Source organism: Hymenobacter coccineus (assembly GCF_001816125.1).
Classification (GTDB): Bacteria; Bacteroidota; Bacteroidia; order Cytophagales; family Hymenobacteraceae; genus Hymenobacter; species Hymenobacter coccineus.
On sequence record NZ_MDZA01000033.1, the window covers coordinates 18969 to 37719 of the forward strand.

The following is an 18751-nucleotide window of genomic DNA, read 5'->3' on the forward strand; positions in this document are numbered from 1 at the left end:
TAGCGGAGTTTTCATGCGGTGGGCTTGAGTGAAAAAACGAAAAGATCGAAGAACAAACGTTAGTTAAAATGCACAAACGATTGTGAAAATTGACATTTTTAATGCTCCGAACTGATCAGCTGGAGCATTAAAAAGCCTAAGACAACTTTCTTACTTTTACCCGCAACGGATAGTAGCGAGTTGCTTATTTGGAAACAGAAGCTTCAGCCGTTGCTTGGCTAACAATGTCCACGTCGAGAACGCGCTGGGGAAACCAAACGGTCATCTCGCCCTTGCCCCGGTTGGCCCAAGCGTAGTAAGGAATGGCCGTCATCGTCTTATTCACGGTGCTGACAGCTGTGCCCGCCGCATCGACTTCCACCGCGGGTACGCTGGCATTCAGCTCCATCACGCCGCCCAGCAACTCGGGCTTGTAGACGGTGGTGAAAGTGGTGGTGGCCGGTACCAGCAGGTTGGTTGCTTTGCCGCCATTATCTACCCACTCTGCGCAGTACATCAGGGGCCCCCGCTGCAAAGCCACCTTGCCCTTGTCATCCTTCACCAACGGATTGGCTACTACCTGGCGAACTTCCATGGGCAGCGTCATTTCCACAACGTCGTTTTTCTGCCACTTGCGGGCCAGCACGGCGTAGCCGTTTTGCACCGTGTAAGCCGTCTTCTTGCCGTTAACCTTCACGCTGATGGCCTGGGAGGAAGGGGCCACGAAAGAATACAGGTTGGAAGGCATGGCTTCGTTGCGGGCCCACCCGGGCAGGCGCAGCAGCAAATTGAAGCTGGTGGAAGCGGCAGGATTCACGGTGAATTTCAGGCCGCCGTCCCAAGGATAGTTGTTCTGCTGCGTCAACTGCACTTTATGCTTGTCTACTGCGAAATTGGCCGTGCCACTCACGAACAAGTTCACGTACACGTTCTTACCATTTTGGGCGTAGATGTAGCCCGGCAGCGCGGGAAACAGCCGCGCCAGGTTGGTGGGGCAGCACGAGCACTCAAACCAGCCCGCGCGCGCCGGCTCGGTGTCGTGGTAGCCCTGGCTATTCTTTATCTGCATGGCGTTGCTGTAGAAGAACGACTTACCGTCGAGTCCCACGCCCGAAATCAGGCCGTTGTAGAGCACCTTCTCCATAATGTCCACGTACTTGGCGTCGCCGTGGAGCTGGAACATGCGCTGGTTCCAGAACACGTCGGCCACCGAGGCGCAGGTTTCGTTGTAGGCCGTGGTGTTGGGCAGCTCATAGTTGGCCCCGAACCGCTCGCCGCCGGGCACCGCGCCGGTGCCGCCGGTCACGTAAAACTTCTTGGCCACCATGTTCTGCCAAATGGTGTCGACGGCCGCCAGCATTTGCTTGTCGCCGGTGAGGGCGGCCACGTCGGCCATGGCCGAGTAGAGGTATTCGGCGCGCACGGCGTGGCCCTCGGCCTCCGTCTGCGCTACTACGGGCTTGTCGTCTTGCCAGTAGGAACCGTTTTTCCAGCCATCGGGGCTCTTGGGGTCGTAACCAGGGAACTGGCCCCGGGCGTCGAGAAAGAACTTGGCCGTGGTCAGGTACTTCATCTGGCCCGTCACGCGGTAAAGCTTCACCAGGCCCATTTCCACAATCTCGTGGCCGGGGGCCACGCTGCGCTTTCCAGGGCCAAACACCGAGCACACCAAGTCAGCATTTTTGAGGGCGATATTGAGCAAATTCTTCTTGCCAGTGGCCTGGTAATGAGCCACTGCCGCTTCGTAGAGGTGGCCCGCGTTGTAGAGCTCGTGGCTCAGTTCGCGCTCCTTTTCCCAGCGCTCCTTGCCGGCCCAAGGGTGGGGGTGGGCGGGGTCGATGGTGCGGGCGGTGTAGAGGTAGCCATCGGGCTCCTGGGCCGCGCCCACCTTGGCAATCAGCTCATCCACATAAGCTTGCAGCTTGGCGTCGGGGTACAGGCTGAGCGAGTACGAGGCCCCCTCGATGGTCTTGTAGATGTCGGTATCGTCGAACGGGAACGTGGTGGCGAACTTGCCCTGGTGGGCGGCGGCCATCTCAAAGTTCTTCACCCGATTCGTGCTCTCGCAGCGCGCAAACGAGGCCGGAATGGTCACGTCGGTGTTCGTTTTCAGGCGCGGCAGCCAGAAGTTGTCAGTCAGCTTGACCTGCGTAAATGGTACCGCCTGAATGGGGTAGTCCGTGCGTTGCGCGAACGCTGGAGCTGTTAAGCTTATGGCCAGGGCGGTTAGGAGCGGTTTATGCATGGCAAACAAGGACGCTTAAAGTAAATGGCGAAGACCAGCTGTTGTTAGGCAACGTTGGCATAAGCCGTGGCCCGAAGCTGCTCAAACGTTTGAACAGAATATAATCTGTTCTGAGTGATACAAATATAGACAGCGGAATGATCTACACAATCGATTGACTAATCTTTTTGTATTTCTCTATGTACTATTGTGAAATTAACCTTTGATCCTGTGACGCGCGGGTTCAACCATTTACCGGCCACCGCTGGACATACCACGCCTTTTCGGGCTTTGCCACGCTCGCAAAGCGTTGCTGGAGTTGATCGAAAGGCACAACAGTAGCGGGGGGCCCTTATGCTGCGCTGAAGCTGGCCGGCAAGCGCGGCAGTAGCGCTGACGCCTGTTTGACTAAAGTGGGTTCGAGGTAAAATGATCCTGACCCATACTTTTGACGAGCTTACTTCAGAAGGAAGCTTGCAACGGCGCGGGCCTTTGCGCTACGCAACGGCCGGGTGAAAAAATTGCAGCTCTCCACCGCCCACTAGCCCTCCCCCCTGCTCATGCGCATCGACGCCCACCAACACTTCTGGCAGTACGACCCCGAGCGAGATGCCTGGATAACGCCCGACATGGCCGCCATCCGCCGCAGCTTTGCGCCCGCCGACTTGCAGCCGCTGCTGGCCCAACACGGCTTTGGGGGCTGCGTGGCGGTGCAGGCCAGCCAGCACGAGGCCGAAAACGAGCTGCTGCTCGGCTACGCGGCGGCTTACCCATTCATCAGGGGGGTAGTGGGCTGGGTCGATTTGCAGGCCCCCAACGTGGCCGAGCGGCTGGCCCACTACCGGCAGTTTGAGCCGATGAAGGGTTTCCGCCACGTGCTGCAAGGCGAGGCCGACCGTGCCCTGCTGCTCACGCCCGCCTTCCGGCGCGGCATTGCGGCGCTGGGGCCCCTGGGCTTCACCTACGACCTGCTCATTCTGCCCGATCAGCTGGGCTACGCCCGGCAACTGGCCGCCGATTTCCCAAACCAGCCCTTTATGCTCGACCACCTGGCCAAGCCCGGCATCCGGGCCGGCGACGTGGCCGGCTGGGCCGCCAATATCCGGGCGCTGGCCGCGCTGGGCAACACCTGGTGCAAGGTATCGGGCCTGGTGACGGAGGCCGACTGGCTGGGCTGGCAGCCGCAGGATTTCCGGCCTTACCTCGACGTGGTGTTCGAGGCCTTTGGCCCCGCGCGGGTCGTGTTTGGCTCCGACTGGCCGGTGTGCAACGTGGCCGGCGGCTACGCGGCCGTGGTGGGCCTGCTGGAAGGCTACCTGGCGGCCTTTTCGGCGGCCGAGCAAGCGCTTTTCTGGGGCGAAAATGCCGCCGCTTTCTACAAAATAGCTTCCCGATAATTTCCTTCTTCCCTATGAATACGCTAGTCTGCACCGAGCCGGGCACCTTTGCCTACCACACCCGCCCGCAGCCCGTGCCGCAGCCCGGCGAGGTGCTGCTGCGCATCCGGCGCATCGGCATTTGCGGCACCGATTTGCACGCCTACGAGGGCACGCAGCCGTTTTTCAGCTACCCCCGCGTGCTGGGCCACGAGCTGGCCGCCGACGTGGTGGCGGCCGTGCCCGGCTTTGCGGCCGGCGAGGCCGTGACCCTCATCCCGTACCTGAACTGCGGCACCTGCGTGGCCTGCCGGGCGGGCAAGCCCAACTGCTGCGTGCACATGCAGGTGTGCGGCGTGCACGTAGATGGCGGCATGGCCGAGTACTTCACCGTGCCGGTGGCGGCGCTGGTGCCGGGCCAGGGCCTAGGCCACGACGAGCTGGCCCTGGTAGAGCCGCTGGCCATTGGGGCCCACGGCGTGCGCCGGGCGGCGGTGCAGCCCGGCGAGTGGGTGCTGGTGGTGGGCGCGGGGCCCATCGGGCTGGGCATCATGGAGTTTGCGCGCATTGCGGGCGCCCACGTCATTGCCCTCGATGTGAACGAGCAGCGGCTGGCCTTCTGCCGGGCGCACCTGGGCGTGGCCCACACCCTCAACGCCCGCAGCGCCGACGTGGCCGGGCAGCTGGCAGCCCTCACCGGCGGCGACATGCCCACGGTAGTGATTGATGCCACGGGTAGCCTGGGGGCTATCAACCAAGGTTTTAGCTACCTGGCGCACGGCGGGCGTTACGTGTTGGTGGGCTTGCAAAAGGGCGAAATCAGCTTCTCGCACCCCGAGTTTCACAAGCGCGAGGCTACGCTGCTGAGCAGCCGCAACGCCACCCGCCAGGACTTCGAGCACGTAATTGCCAGCATGAAGGCCGGGCTGGTGCGGCCCACCACCTACATCACGCACCGGGTGCCGTTTGGGCAGGTACCGGCCGAGTTTGACAGCTGGCTCGACCCCGCCACTGGCGTCATCAAGGCGATGGTGGAGCTAGGCTAAACTGGCCGCTATTCTCTTAAAAATCAATAGATACTTTCTTTTTCTGCCCCCATGAACCGAAGAAACCTGCTCAAGAACATGGCCTTGGCGGCCCCGGCTGCCTAGCTGCCCAGCGTGGTGGCCGGCCTCAACTGGAGCCCGCTGGCCCCAGCCGGCGAGCGTGGGGCCCCCGGCAAGTTTGCCCCCACTTGGGCGTCGCTGGCCCAGTACCAAGCACCCGAGTGGTTCCGCGATGCCAAGTTTGGGCTGTGGGCGCACTGGGGGCCCCAGTGCCAGCCCGAGCACGGCGACTGGTACGCCCGCGGCATGTACGAGGAGGGCTCGGACCAGTACAAGTTTCACTGCGAGAAGTACGGCCATCCGTCCAAATTTGGCTTCAAGGACGTGATAAACGAGTGGAAGGCCGAAGAGTGGAACCCCGACGAGCTGCTGACGCTCTACAAAAAGGCGGGCGCCAAGTACTTCGTGGCCCTGGCCAACCACCACGACAACTTCGACCTCTACGACAGCAAATACCAGCCCTGGAACTCGACCCACCTGGGCCCCAAAAAAGACCTGGTAGCCGGCTGGGCCGAGGCCGCCAAAAAGCAGGGCCTGCGCTTTGGGGTGAGCGTGCACGCGGCCCACGCCTGGAGCTGGCTTGAGGTAGCGCAGCGCGCCGATAAAGCTGGCCCGCTGGCCGGCGTTCCCTACGATGGCAAGGTGACCACCGCCGATGGCCAGGGCAAATGGTGGCAGGGCTACGACCCGCAGGCTCTCTACGCCCAAGACCACCGGCCGAGTGAAAGCAAGCCGGACAGCGACACGATGGGCAAGCAGTGGGACTGGGGCAACGGCGCGGTTCCGCCCAGCCAGGCGTACTCCGAGAAGTTTTATAACCGCACCGCGGAGCTGATTGACAAGTACGCGCCCGACCTCGTGTACTTCGACGATACGGCCCTGCCGCTGTGGCCGGTGAGCGACGTGGGCCTGCGCCTCGCGGCGCACATGTACAACACCAGTATGCAGCGCCACGGCGGCCGCAACGAGGCCGTTATCAGCGGCAAAATCCTAAACGAGCAGCAGCGCCAGTGCCTGGTGTGGGACATTGAGCGGGGCCAGAGCAACGCCATCGAGCCGCTGCCCTGGCAGAGTGATAGCTGCCTGGGCAACTGGCACTACGACCGCCGCATCTACGACCGCCACGGCTACAAGAGCGCCCAAACCGTTGTGCATACCCTCATCGACGTGGTGAGCAAAAACGGCAACCTGCTGCTGAGCGTGCCCGTGCGCGGCAACGGCAGCATCGACGACCAGGAGCGCGCCATTGTGGAGGGCATTGCCGCCTGGATGCAGGTGAACGGCGAGAGCATCTACGGCACCCGGCCCTGGAAACTATTTGGCGAGGGCCCCGCCCAGGAAAGCGCCGCTGCCCTAAGCGCCCAGGGCTTCAACGAAGGCAAGGGCAAACCTTTTGGGCCCCAAGATATCCGCTACGTTACCAAGGGCAAAATTCTCTACGCCACGGCGTTGGGCTGGCCCACCAACGGGCGCCTGCTGCTCAAGTCGCTGGCCGCGGGCGGGCCCCACTACCCTGGCAAGGTCAAGCAGGTAGAGCTGCTGAGCGCGCCGGGCAAGCTCCAGTTTGAGCACACCAAGGAGGGTCTGGCCGTGCAGCTGCCCGCCCAGCAGCCCAACGCCATTGCCTACGCCTTTAAGATTACGCCGGCTTAGTTGCGGCGGCTTGGGGGCCTTACATAATAGTGCCCGGCTTAGCCCGGCGCTGATACCACTACCACATGATTTATAACCGATTGACTCTAGCTTGGCACCTTTTTAGAAGCGCTGCTACTGGCGCGTGCCTGGCCTGGGGGCTGGCCGCGCCGGCCGCAGCGGCCGGGGCCCCCACCCCTCCGGCCAAGCCCAGCGCCTACCTGTTTGCCTACTTCACTGGCAACGACAAGAGCGAGGAGGCCATCCGCTTCGCCCTCAGCCCCGACGGCTACCACTACACCGCCCTGAACGGCAACCGGCCGGTCGTCCAGTCGGCCGCCATCAGCGAAACCGGCGGCGTGCGCGACCCGCACATTTTGCGCGGGGCCGATGGCAAAACCTTCTATATGGTGGCCACCGACATGGTATCGGCCAAGGGCTGGAGCTCCAACCGCGGCCTGGTGCTGCTCAAGTCCACCGATTTGGTGAACTGGACGCACAGCGCTATCAATTTTCAGAAGCGCTACGCCAAGCAAGATGAATTGAAGCGGGTGTGGGCCCCGCAAACCATCTACGACGCCAAGGCTGGCAAGTACCTGGTGTACTTCTCGTTGCAGTATGGTACGGAGCCCGACAAAATCTACTACGCCTACGCCAACAAGGACTTCACCGACCTGGAAGGCGAGCCGAAGCAGCTGTTTTTCTCGCCCACCAACGGCTCGTGCATCGACGGCGACATTGTGGCCAAGGACGGCAAGTACTACCTGTTTTTCAAGACCGAAGGCCAGGGCAACGGCATCAAAATCGCCGTGTCGGACCGGCTGACTGGCGGCTACGTGTTGCGCGATAAGTACGTGCAGCAAACCACCAGCCCAGTGGAGGGCGCGGGCACCTTCCGGCTCAACAACTCGCCCGATTACATCCTGATGTACGATATGTACACCAGCGGCAAGTACCAGTTTACCCGCACCCGCGACCTGGAGCATTTCACGGTGGTAGACCAGGACGTGCGCATGAACTTCCACCCGCGCCATGGCACGGTAATGCCCATTACCGCCGCCGAGGCCCAGCGCCTGGCCCAGCGCTGGATGCGCCCGGCCGACGTGCTGCTGACGGCCCAAAACCCCGCCATCCGCCCGCTGAACACCGTGGAGGACAGCGCCGCCGGCACGGTGGCTTTTCTGGCCCTGCCGGGCACCAGCTTGAAGGCGTTCGACCTGAAAATCAATAATCCTGCGCTGCCCGTGTCGCCGAGCGGCCCGCAGAATTTCGCCAGGGGCCCCGTGGCCTACACCGTAGGCCAGGGCGCGGCCCGGCGCACCTACCAGGTGAGCGTGACCGAAACCCACAACCCCGCGCTGCCCGGCTACTACGCCGACCCGGACATCCTGTATTCGCAGAAAACCAAGCTGTTCTACCTCTACCCCACCAGCGACGGCTTCAACGGCTGGTCGGGCACGTATTTCAAGGCATTTTCGTCGCCCGATTTGGTGAACTGGAAGGACGAAGGCGTGATTCTGGACCTGCCCCGCGACGTGAGTTGGGCCAAAAAGAGCGCCTGGGCCCCCACCATCATCGAGCAGAAAACGGCCGCCGGCTACCGCTATGCCTACTATTTCTGCGCGGGTGCTAAAATCGGGGTGGCGCTGACCGACAGCCCCACCGGCCCGTTCAAAGACGCGGGCCAACCCTTGCTCGACAAGCTGCCCGAAGGCGTGAAAGGCGGCCAGCAGATTGACCCGGCCGCCTTCCGCGACCCCAAAACCGGCAAGCACTACCTCTACTGGGGCAACGGCTACATGGCCGGCGCCGAGCTCAGCGACGACCTGACGAGCCTCAAGCCCGGCACCACGCAGGTGATGACGCCCGACGGTACGTTCCGCGAGGGGGCCTACGCCTTTTTCCGCAACGGCACCTACTACTTCATGTGGAGCGAGGACGACACGCGCAGCCCCAACTACCAGGTGCGCTACGGCACGTCGGATGCGCCGCTGGGCAAGATTACGGTACCGGCCAACAACTTGGTTATCAGCAAGAACTCGGCCGCCGGCATCTACGGCACCGGCCACAACTCGGTCATCCAGGTGCCGGGGCGCGACGAGTGGTATATCGTGTACCACCGCTTCACCTACCCCCAGGGCCTCAAAATGGGCGATGAGGCGGGCTTCCACCGCGAGGTGTGCATTGATAAGCTGGAGTTTAACGCCGACGGCAGCATCAAGCCGGTAGTGCCCACGCACGCGGGCATCCAGCCGGTGCGGGTAAACTAACGCGGCGGCCCGGCCAGTACCGCGCTGCCCCGCTGCGGTCACGCACCTGATTGCTTCACCTGGCCGTCCCCGCTTTTTGAGCCGGCGCACGCGCTTCGCAGCACGGCGGCGCAGGGCGCTACCAGCCGGCCGGTTTGGCCAGGGGCCCTATTTCGCCAGGGTGCGCTAGCTCAGCGCATCGTGGTGCAGTAGGGCCCCGTTGCCGCTACTGCGCCGAGGGCGGCGGTACTTGCGTGCCCCACGTTTTGTTGGGCTGGGGGCCCATCACGAAGGCCAGCGTGCCGCCCCGCATTAGCTCGTCGCGGTAGAGCCAGCAGTTGGCCAGCGGCTGGCCGTTGAGCGTGGCCGACTGCACGTACACGTTGGTGGCTGAAGTGTTCTTGGCCTCGATGACCAGGGTTTTCTGGTTGCCCAGCCGGATGGTGGCTTTGCTGAAAATGGGGCTGCCCAGTTCCACCACGGGGCGCGCGTCGGTGAAGCCCTTCACGTCGAACAGGCCCAGCGCCGCCAGCACGTACCACGAGCCCAGCTGGCCTTGGTCCTCGTCCTGGCCGTAGCCGTAGCCGTGGATGGGCTCGGTGCCATAGAACTCGTTGCAGATTGCGCGCGTCCACTTCTGGGTCAGCCAGGGCTGGCCCGCGAAGTTGAAGAGCCAGCTGATGTGCAGGTTGGGCTGGTTGCCGTGGTTGTAAATGGCCTTGATGCCCGCAAACGCGTCAATCTCCTTGCCCCCGCCGAAACCGTTCTTTTCGGACGCGGTGAAGATGCTGTCCAGCCGGTTGTTGAACTGGCGCGGGCCGATGGCGGCAATCAGGGCGGCCGGGTTCTGGGGCACGAAGAAGGTGTACTGCACGGCATTGCCTTCCTGGAAGCCCCGCCACGGCTCGTACGGGTCGAACTTGTCGACGAAAGTGCCGTCGGCCTTTTTGGGCTGCATGAGCTGGTTCTGCGGATTAAATAGCTCGCGCCACCCGTTGGACAACTTGAGCAGCGTTTGGTAATCAGCCTGCTTGCCCAAAGACTTGGCCATTTGGGCGGCGGCAAAGGCACTGAAGCTGTACTCCAGCGTGTGCGACGCCGCGAAGTAGGACCCCGTGGAATCGGTTTTGTAGTACACCCCGTTCTCCAGCTTGTACTCGTCCTTGAAGGGCACGTAGCCGCGCTGCGCAAAGGCCTTCACGTCCATCTTGCCCGAGCCGAAGGCCCGGTGCTGCCAGTTCAGCTCGTTGGCTTTCACGGCTCGGTAGGCCAGGTTCACGTCGTAGTTGCGGATGCCCACCTGGTAGGCCGCGGCCACGGCCAGCCCCACAAAGTTGGTGCCCACCCCCGACACGTACTCGCTGTTGGCCAGGCCGTCGCCGAACCACCCTTTGTCTTGGTACACTTGCAGTTGCGTGTTCACAAAGTTGCCGTACCACTCCGGGTACGCCAGGGCCCAGAGCTGCGTCAGGTTCCAGTAGCCGCCCCAAATGGCGTCGGTGTTGAGGAACTCGGGCTTGGCCCCGGCCCCGGGGCCCGGCGCCGGCAGCTGCCCGGCCTGGCCGCCGTGCTTGGGGTAGGCGCCGTTCACGTCGCTGGCCACGCCGCGGCCCAGCAGCGCGTGGAACAAACCGGTGTAGAACTTGACCTTGCTCGCTTCGTCGGGGCCCTCCACGGCCAGCTTGCCCAGTTCGCGCTGCCAGGTGGCCTGCGCCTGGGCTTTGGCCTGGTCGAACGTCAGCTGGCGGGCCTCGGCCAGCAGGTTGGCTTTCGCGTTGGCCGTGGAGGTGTAGGAGAGGCCAACCTTGATTTCTACCCGCTCCTTTTCCGCAGTGCGGTACGTCAGGAAAAGCCCGGCCCCGGGGCCCTTGGCGGCCGTGGTATTTTCCTGCACGCCGCTGGCCCCAAACGCGCCGACGCTGGCCGGTTTTTTACTCAGCTCCCCGTAGAAGTACATGGCCACCCGCCCCCCGGGGTCGTAGGTCTGCACGTACTTGGGCGAGGTGCTGACGAAGCCCGCAAAGTGCGTGGCGTCCAGCATCTGGATGCTGGCGTCGGTCACCTCACTGCTCTCGCCCTGCTTGTGGCCGATGTCGAGGAGAATGCGCGCCTGGTCGCTCTTCGGAAACGTGTAGCGGTGAAAACCCACCCGCTTGGTAGCCGTCAGCTCGGCCGTGATGCGGTATTTATCCAGCAGCACTTTGTAGTAACCCGGTTCGGCCACCTGGTTTTTGCGGTCGAAGGGCGAGCGGTAGCCGGTGTCCGGGCCGTCTAATTCGCCGGGCTTTACGCGCAGGGCCCCGGTGGTGGGCATGAAGCTCACGCCGCCCACCTGCCACTCGTGGAAGTGCACGAAGCCCTCGATGGAGTTCTGCCGGGTGTCGTAGCCCACGGCCTCCCAGCCCGAGGCGTTGCCGTTGTGCCCGTTGGTGGAGGGGGCCAGCTTCGCCATGCCGTAGGGCACGGCGGCGGGCGTGTAGAAAAACCAGCGACTGTGCGCCGTGCCCACGTTGGGCTGCGCGTACCGCAGCACGCCGGGCCCGGTTTGGGCCCCCGACGGGTGCGCGGCGAGTAGAGCCGCCAGCAGCACCAGGCCCAATTTGAACGCTTGCTTCATGTGAATCTGGGGAAGAATTAGGTATCAGTGCAGTTGGCAGGTAGGGGCCCCGGCGAGCCGCCGCTGGGGGCCCCTGTGGTCCCTTGGGCGGAGGGCTGAAACGGGGTGGTCCGGCGATTTTTCAGTCGTCGGGCCACTCTTACGATTGCCCGAAGTCGCCGTTTTTTAGCAAGAGTGGCCCGACGACTGAAAAAGTCGCCGGACCACCCCGTTTTAAACCACTCACCTGGCCGTTGCCAGGTGGTAGGAAACCAGGTCGTCGATGGGCGAGCGGATGATTTTGCCAACGGCCATGCCGTGCGTTGCTGCGGCCTGGGCCAGGGCGTCGCGGAAATGGTAGGCTACCGACCCCACGCAGTTGAAGGTTTGGCTTTGGTAGTCGGGGTATTTGGTGATGATGTTCTGAAAAAACGCCTCGAACACTTCCGCGATTAGGGCCCGGCAATAGCTCGTATCGCCGTGGTCGGAAGCGAACTTGGCGAAGCTGGCCACGAAGCGGTTGGGGAAAGGCTGGTTGTAGAGCCGGTCGAGAATCTCGTCCCGGTCCAGGCCGTAGGCGGCGCGGAAGGCCTCGGCCAAATCAGCTGGCAGCAGGCCGCGCAGGTAGTCGCGCAGCAGTCGCTTGCCAATGAACGCGCCGCTGCCCTCGTCGCCCAGGAAGTAGCCCAGCGAATCCACGTTGTGCGTGATGCGCGCGCCGTCGTAAATGCACGAGTTGGTGCCCGTGCCGAGGATGGCGGCAAAGCCGGGGACCCGGCCCAGCAGCGCCCGGGCCGCAGCGAGCAAATCGTGGCCCACGCTCACGCGGGCCTGCCCAAACACAGCCCCCATGGCATCGGCCACGGTGGCCACTTGAGTCGCCGATACTACGCTGGCTCCGTAATAGTGCACTTCTGCCACGTCGCCGGTCACCAGGGCGGCCGGCAAGTTTTGGCGGAGTGAAGCCATGATGCCGGCCGTGCTGATAAACTCTGGGTTGTAGCCCTCGGTGTTGAAAAACGCGCGCGTGCCCTGGGCGTCCACCAGGCACCAAGTGGTTTTGGTAGAGCCGCCGTCCGCAATTAGAATCATGAGAAGGCCAAAAATGAGCGCAATGCGGCTAATCCGGGCGAACGTCCAGCGCTGGACTAAACTCCCTTTCAACCGCAACCTTTTGGCAAAGTAAAGAACATTTTTATTCAATGTAAATAATTATTTGATCGTTTATTGTCAAAACAATCATTTTAACCTCAATATTTGCAAGTGGAAAGGCGCCCGCCACGCTGCCGGCCCTGCCAGTCAGCAGCTGTTGGCAAGTGCAACCAGGGCCCCAGACCGCGGTGGCCCAGTGCCAGGGTGGCGCATCCTCCTACTACTCATTGCCCAACCCACGTACCCACATGCGCCCTTCCAACTACGACAAGTTTCCCTTCGTGCCCGTAACGGCGGAGGCCGGCGCTTGCCGCATTGGCTGGCCGGCCATTGCCGGGGCCCTACGGGCGGCCCTGGGGGTTGCCCCGGCCCGCCCCGGCCAGCCGCTGGTGCTGGCGGTAGAGTGCTACCCGGGCACCGACCTGGCGCTGCTCCAGCGGGAGCTGGTGGGGGCCCTAAAACCTGCCTACTGCCTCGTGGCCGACGACTACTACCGCTCGCCAGCCGAGGTGGACGCGCTGGTGGCCGGGCCCCTGACCACCGACCCGGTATTCGGCCGGTTCAACGGGCTGACGGTGGCCGATTTCTTCGACCCGCAGCGGTTGCGCGCGGCGCAGGAACTGCTGGCCCGAGCCGCCGGGCAGCTAGTGCTGGTGCTGGGTACTGGGGCCACGCTTGTCTGCCCGGGCCCCGCCGTGCTGGTCTATGCCGACCTAGCGCGCTGGGAAATTCAGCAGCGCCAGCGCCGGGGCGAAGTGGCCAACCTGGGCAGCGACAACTTCGCCGAAAAAGCCAGCCTGAAGTATAAGCGCGCCTATTTCGTGGACTGGCGGGCCGCCGACCGCTTGAAAAAGCAAGCCCTGCCCCGCGCCGATTTTCTGCTCGACGCCCACGACCCCGCTGCGCCCAAGCTCATTACCGGGGCCGACCTGCGGGCCGGGCTGGCGGCCGCGGCGAGGCGCCCGTTCCGGGTGGTGCCGTTTTTCGACCCGGGGCCCTGGGGCGGGCAATTGCTGCGCGAGGTGTGCGGCCTGCCCGCGGGCCCGGCCAACTACGCCTGGGGCTTCGACTGCGTGCCCGAGGAGAACTCGCTGCTGCTGGGCTTCGGCGACGCGCGGGTGGAAATCCCCAGCCTCGACCTCGTGTTTGCGCACCCGCGCGAGCTGCTGGGCGAGGCGGTGCACGGCCGTTTTGGCACCGAGTTTCCCATTCGCTTCGACTTCCTCGACACCGTGGGCGGCGGCAACTTGTCGCTGCAAGTGCACCCGCTCACCGAGTACGCGCAGGACCAGTTTGGCCTGGCCTACACCCAGGACGAGAGCTACTACATTCTAGCCGCCGAGCCGGGCGCCATGGTGCACCTGGGCCTGAAGGAAAACATTGACTACCAAGCCATGCTGGGCGATTTGGCGCGGGCCCAGGACGACCCCGCCGCGCCGTTTCCGGCGGCCACGTACATCAACGAGTTGCCAGCGCGGCCGCACGACCATTTCCTGATTCCGGCCGGCACCGTGCACTGCGCGGGGGCGGGCAGCCTGGTGCTGGAAATTTCGGCCACGCCCTACATCTTCACTTTCAAGCTGTGGGACTGGGCCCGCCTGGGCCTCGACGGCCAGCCCCGCCCCGTGCACTTGGCCCACGGTGGCGCCAACATCCAGCCCGACCGGACCACGGCCTGGGTTGCAGCCAACCTCGTCAACCGCTTCGAGCCCGTGGCCAGCGGCGCGGGTTGGCGCGAGGAGCGCACCGGCCTGCACGCGCGCGAATTCATTGAGACGCGCCGCCACTGGTTCACGGGCCCCGTGCCGCACGACACCCGCGGCGGCGTGAACGTGCTCAACCTGGTGCAGGGCGCGGAGGCCGTGGTGGAAAGCCTCACCGGGGCCTTCGCGCCTTTCGTGGTGCACTATGCCGAAACGTTCATCGTGCCGGCGGCCGTGGGGCCCTACATCGTGCGCCCCCACGGCCCGGCCACCGGCACCGAGTGCGCCACGATGAAGGCGTTCGTCCGCGCGTTTGGCGATTAGCCCGCCGAACGGTTTGCCTTAGCTACTAATCAATTAAGCACATGTCTGACCTATTAGCTTCTGAAAACGCCGCCACGGTGCGCGCCCAAACCATCGTGGAAAAGCTGCTGCACACCGGCACCGTGGCCGTGGACGAGCTGGCCACGCAGTTCGGCGTGTCGGTGGCCACGGTGCGGCGCGATCTGGTCGAGCTGGAGCACCGCGGCCGGCTGCGGCGCACCCACGGCGGGGCCGTGCCCCTGGAACCGCTGCTCTATGAGCCGTTTCGCTACAAGTCCAGCTTTCACGAGCAGATCGACCGCAACCTGGCCGAGAAGCGCCGCATCGGGCTGGCGGCGGCGGCCCTCATCCAGCCGGGCGAAACCATTTCGCTCACGGCCGGCACCACCACCACGCAGGTTGCGCGCAGCCTGCGGCCGGGGGCGGGCGTGACGGTCGTCACCAACACCGTGAACGTGGCCATGGAGCTGAGCCAGCGCGACGACGTGCGGGTGTTCGTGACGGGGGGCTTTCTGACCGGCGGCTGGTTCTCGCTGGTGGGCCCCGCCACCACCCAGGCTTTGGAACAATTCTTTGTGGACAAGGTCTTTATCGGCGTCAACGGCATCGACGCGCAGCGGGGCCTGACGTCGCTGCACCCGGAGGAAGCCGCCGTGATCCAAGTCATGGTGCGTCAGGCCAAGCGCCGCATCGTGGTGGCCGACCACAGCAAGCTCGGCGTGGTGGCCACCTCGCTCATTTGCCCCGCGGCGGAAATCCACCAGCTCATTACCGACACCGGCGCAACCGAGGCGCAAGTAGCGCCCTTCCGCCAGCTGGGCATCGAGGTGCTACTGGTGTGATGTCAACGATTTATTGATGCTGTTTGGGATATCCTGGAATCTAGAAGTGACTGTCATGCTAAGCCTGTCGAAGCATCTCTCCTGCTTACTGATTACTAATGCGGGAGAGATGCTTCGGCTGCGCGGACGCCAGATGGGCATGACGGTCAGCTTCATTATAAAGACTGACTATTACCGCACAAAAACCGGCTACCGCCGTCCCTCTACCCACTCTACTTGCTTAATTCCCACTTGCCATGCTGCCTCCGAACGCCCCCGATACTGCACTCCGTGCCCCCGCTACTGGGCCCCCCGTTGCCGGCCCGGCGGGCGGCGCGGGCTACGTGTACCTGGTAGCCGCCGTGGCGGCGCTGGGCGGGTTGCTCTTCGGCTTCGACACGGCCATCATCAACGGGGCCCTGGTGTTCTTGAAGAAGGACTTTGGCCTGAGCGACGCGCAGACGGAGCTGGCGGCCAGCAGCATCTTGTTCGGGGCGGTGGCCGGGGCGGCCCTGGCCGGCTGGCTCACCGACCGCTACGGGCGGCGGCGGCTGTGTTCGGGGCGGCGGCGGCTGTTCACCGCGTCGGCGCTGGCGGCGGCGGTGCCGCGCACGCTGGCCGAATTCGTGGCGGCGCGGCTGGCGGGCGGGCTGGCCATCGGCGTGGCCTCGCTGCTGGTGCCGCTCTACCTGGCCGAAATTGCCCCGGCCCGCATCCGCGGGCGGCTCGTCACGCTCAACCAGTTGGCCATCGTGACCGGGATTCTGCTGGCCTACGTGACCAGCTATTACCTGGCCGGCCGGGGCCCCGACGCCTGGCGCTGGATGTTTGCCACTGCCGCCGTGCCGTCGCTGCTGTTTTTACTGGCGCTGGTGCTGGTGCCCGAAAGCCCGCGCTGGCTACTGGGCCGGGGCCGGGCCCCCGAGGCCCTGCGCACGCTCACCCGCCTCAACGGGCTGGCCGCGGCAGCCACCGAAGCCGCCGAAATCCAGGCCGCCCTGGCCGCCGAGCGCGGCCAGGACGCCCAGCTGAGCCAGCCGCGCCTGCGCCGGCCGTTGGGCATCGCGGTGGTGCTGGCCGTGCTGCAGCAAATCACGGGCATCAACACCATCCTGTATTACGGCTCCATCATTTTCACCGAGCACAGCGGGCAGAGCGCGGCGTCCGCCATCGGGGCCAATGCCCTCATCGGGGGCATTAATTTCGCCGGCACCGTGGTGGCGCTGCTCATCATCGACAAAGTAGGGCGCAAGCCACTGCTGCTCTTCGCCTCGGGCGGTATGGCGCTGACCCTGGGGGCCCTGGTGGTGGCCTTGCACCAGCACGCCCCGGGGCCCTGGCTGCTCGGGCTCATCATGGGGTACGTGGCGTGCTTCGCGGTGGGGCTGGGGCCGGGCGTGTGGGTGGTCATCACCGAAATTTTCCCGAACGCTGTGCGCGGCCGGGCGGCTTCGCTGGCTACGGTGGCTTTGTGGGTGGCCTGCACCCTGATTTCGTTCACGTTTTTGTCGTTGGTAAAAGCGGCGGGCCTGGCCGGAGCCTTTGGCTTGTACGCGGTTCTTTCGGCGGTCACGTTCGGGTTCGTGTGGTGGGCAGTGCCCGAAACCAAGGGGCGCACGCTGGAAGAAATCGAGCGCGCGTGGCATTAACAGCAGAGTGGTTTGAACTCGACCCAGAAAAACCATCTTTGCCAACCAGTTCAATTACCACCCGCCCCGCTCGGGGCCCAAGGCCTTTAATTAGCGGCCCCTAATAAACCCCACCCCGTTTCGGCACCATGCCCTCGCCCGACGCCACGCTCTGGACTGATTTTTTGGCAGGCGACGAGCGGGCGTACGAGCGCCTTTTCCTGACGTTCTACGACGAGCTGTACGGCTACGGCATGCGGCTGTCCAACGACGGCGAATTGGTCAAGGACAGCATCCAGAACTTATTCCAACGGCTCTGGCAGCGCCGGACCAAACTACATGCTGTAGAGGCTGTTCGGCCGTACCTATTTAAGTCGTTGCGCCACGAGGTAGCCAAGGCTATCAAGGCCCAGCAGCGCCGGAGCTGGCTGCAAAGCAGCTACTCGGAGGAATTCGAAGTGCAGTACTCGCCCGAGGATTTTATCATCGCCCAGCAGCTCACCGCCGAGCAACACACCCGGCTGTTGGCGGCGCTGGCCCAGCTCAGCAACCGCCAGCGCGAGGCCATCTACCTCAAGTTTTTCGACGGCTTCACCTACGAGCGCATCGCCGAAATCATGGCCCTCAACCAGCAATCCATTCGCAACCTCATTTACCAAGGCACCCAGTCGCTGCGGCGCAGCCTCACCCCGGTGCTGCTGCTGGTGTTGTTGAACGGGGGCAAATGGGTATGCCAATGAAAAATAAGTTGCTGGAAAATAGCTAGTTGTAAAAAAACATGAACAATTTATCACTTTCTGGCAAGTACAAAACCACGCGGCGGAGATGGTAAGGTCATAAACCCGCCTCGCTGCTGCTGAATGGATTTTACCCGCTACTCGGTCGATGATTTTGTGCTCGACGAATCGTTCCAAGCCTTCGTGGCCGGGACCGATGCGGCGGCGGTGCGCTTCTGGCAGGCGTGGCTGCGCGAGCACGCCGGCAAGCAGGCTGAGGCTGACGCGGCCTTCGCCCTGGTGCAGGGCCTGGGCTCGGCCCGCCCCTACCCCGTGCCCGCCGGCCTGAAGCGGCAGGAGCTGCTGCGCCTGCGGCAGGCGCGACGCCCCCTATTGGCCCAGCTTCAGCTGCGCCGCCAGCGGCGGGGGCGGTTCGTGGCCGTCGCCCTGGTCATGGCCTTGCTAACGGGCGGCTGGTGGCAGTGGGGCCGGCCCGCCGCCGACGTGGGCCCCACGACGCAATTGGCTACCGGCCCCGGCAAGCACCGCACCCTCACCCTGCCCGATGGCTCGGTGGTGGTGCTCAACGGCAATTCTACGCTGACTACGGCGGCCCGCTGGACTACCAAAACCCCGCGCGAGGTGTGGCTGACGGGTGAGGGCTACTTCCGGGTGGCGCACCTCGCCCCCCGGGCCCGAACCGACATTGCCGGAGCCCCGGCCAGCGTCAAGTTCGTGGTGCACGCCGGCGGGCTTACCATTTCGGTGCTGGGCACCCAGTTCGACGTGAACAGCCGGCCGGCTGGCACCAAGGTGGTGCTCAGCTCAGGCCGCGTGGCCGTGGACCGCCCCGCTTGGCTAACCCGCGAGAACCTGCTGATGCAGCCCGGCGACCTGGTCGAAACCTCGGTGGCCCAGCCCGGCCTGGCCCGGCGACGCGTGCAGCCCGCCCTGTATTCGGCCTGGACGCAGGGCCAGTTGCGGTTTCGGCAAACGCCGGTGCGCGAAATCGTGCAGCTGCTGCGCGATGCCTACAGCCTGCGCGTGGACGTGAGCGACCCCACCATTCTGCGCCAAACCATTACCGGCGACGTGTCGGCCAACAACCTCGACCTGCTGCTGCCCGCGCTGGCCAAATCCCTCGACATCCAGGTAACGCGCACCGGCGACTTGGTGCGGTTCGAGGCCGCGGCCCGGTAGCGTTCCTTCTGTACTTCCAACCCTTCCACACTTCCAACCCTTCCA

General features: G+C 64.2%; 12 protein-coding genes. 9 read left to right on the forward strand and 3 right to left on the reverse strand.

Translation table 11 applies throughout. The features are described from left to right. Positions 1-184: 184 nt before the first annotated feature. Entirely contained in the window at positions 185-2224 is a 2040-nt protein-coding gene (locus BEN49_RS02735; protein ID WP_070740485.1) for a glycoside hydrolase family 127 protein, read from the reverse strand. A gap of 539 nt (positions 2225-2763) precedes the next feature. On the opposite strand from BEN49_RS02735, the gene BEN49_RS02740 reads away from it, so the two are divergent. From BEN49_RS02740 to BEN49_RS02755, 4 genes are all read left to right on the forward strand, one after another. Then, entirely contained in the window at positions 2764-3600 is an 837-nt protein-coding gene (locus tag BEN49_RS02740) for an amidohydrolase family protein (protein ID WP_070740420.1), read from the forward strand. Between the two features lie 14 nt (positions 3601-3614). Then, the gene (locus tag BEN49_RS02745) at positions 3615-4625 is read left to right on the forward strand and encodes a zinc-binding alcohol dehydrogenase family protein (protein ID WP_070740423.1); all 1011 of its coding nucleotides are present in this window, start codon (positions 3615-3617) and stop codon (positions 4623-4625) included. 114 nt (positions 4626-4739) lie between these two features. After that, the gene (locus tag BEN49_RS02750) at positions 4740-6338 is read left to right on the forward strand and encodes an alpha-L-fucosidase (RefSeq protein WP_204376036.1); all 1599 of its coding nucleotides are present in this window, start codon (positions 4740-4742) and stop codon (positions 6336-6338) included. 65 nt (positions 6339-6403) lie between these two features. Then, entirely contained in the window at positions 6404-8587 is a 2184-nt protein-coding gene (locus tag BEN49_RS02755) for a glycoside hydrolase family 43 protein (protein ID WP_083325706.1), read from the forward strand. 205 nt (positions 8588-8792) lie between these two features. On the opposite strand, the gene BEN49_RS02760 is transcribed toward BEN49_RS02755, so the two are convergent. Further along, positions 8793-11183, reverse strand: a complete 2391-nt coding sequence (locus BEN49_RS02760; protein ID WP_070740426.1) for a GH92 family glycosyl hydrolase — start codon at positions 11181-11183, stop codon at positions 8793-8795. Positions 11184-11405: 222 nt separating this feature from the next. Continuing rightward, the gene (locus BEN49_RS02765) at positions 11406-12254 is read right to left on the reverse strand and encodes an N-acetylglucosamine kinase (protein ID WP_070740429.1); all 849 of its coding nucleotides are present in this window, start codon (positions 12252-12254) and stop codon (positions 11406-11408) included. Between the two features lie 308 nt (positions 12255-12562). On the opposite strand from BEN49_RS02765, the gene BEN49_RS02770 reads away from it, so the two are divergent. From BEN49_RS02770 to BEN49_RS02790, 5 genes are all read left to right on the forward strand, one after another. Beyond that, positions 12563-14341 (forward strand): class I mannose-6-phosphate isomerase, encoded by a 1779-nt coding sequence (locus BEN49_RS02770; protein WP_070740432.1) that lies wholly within the window; start codon positions 12563-12565, stop codon positions 14339-14341. 41 nt (positions 14342-14382) lie between these two features. Next, positions 14383-15183: a DeoR/GlpR family DNA-binding transcription regulator gene (locus BEN49_RS02775; RefSeq protein WP_070740435.1), complete on the forward strand. Its 801-nt coding sequence runs from the start codon at positions 14383-14385 to the stop codon at positions 15181-15183. Positions 15184-15419: 236 nt separating this feature from the next. Next, positions 15420-16811 (forward strand): sugar porter family MFS transporter, encoded by a 1392-nt coding sequence (locus tag BEN49_RS02780; RefSeq protein WP_083325707.1) that lies wholly within the window; start codon positions 15420-15422, stop codon positions 16809-16811. Between the two features lie 128 nt (positions 16812-16939). Next, complete coding sequence (locus tag BEN49_RS02785) at positions 16940-17530, forward strand: RNA polymerase sigma factor (RefSeq protein WP_070740438.1); 591 nt, start codon at positions 16940-16942, stop codon at positions 17528-17530. Between the two features lie 120 nt (positions 17531-17650). Then, positions 17651-18706, forward strand: a complete 1056-nt coding sequence (locus BEN49_RS02790; RefSeq protein ID WP_070740441.1) for a FecR family protein — start codon at positions 17651-17653, stop codon at positions 18704-18706. Positions 18707-18751 lie beyond the last annotated feature (45 nt).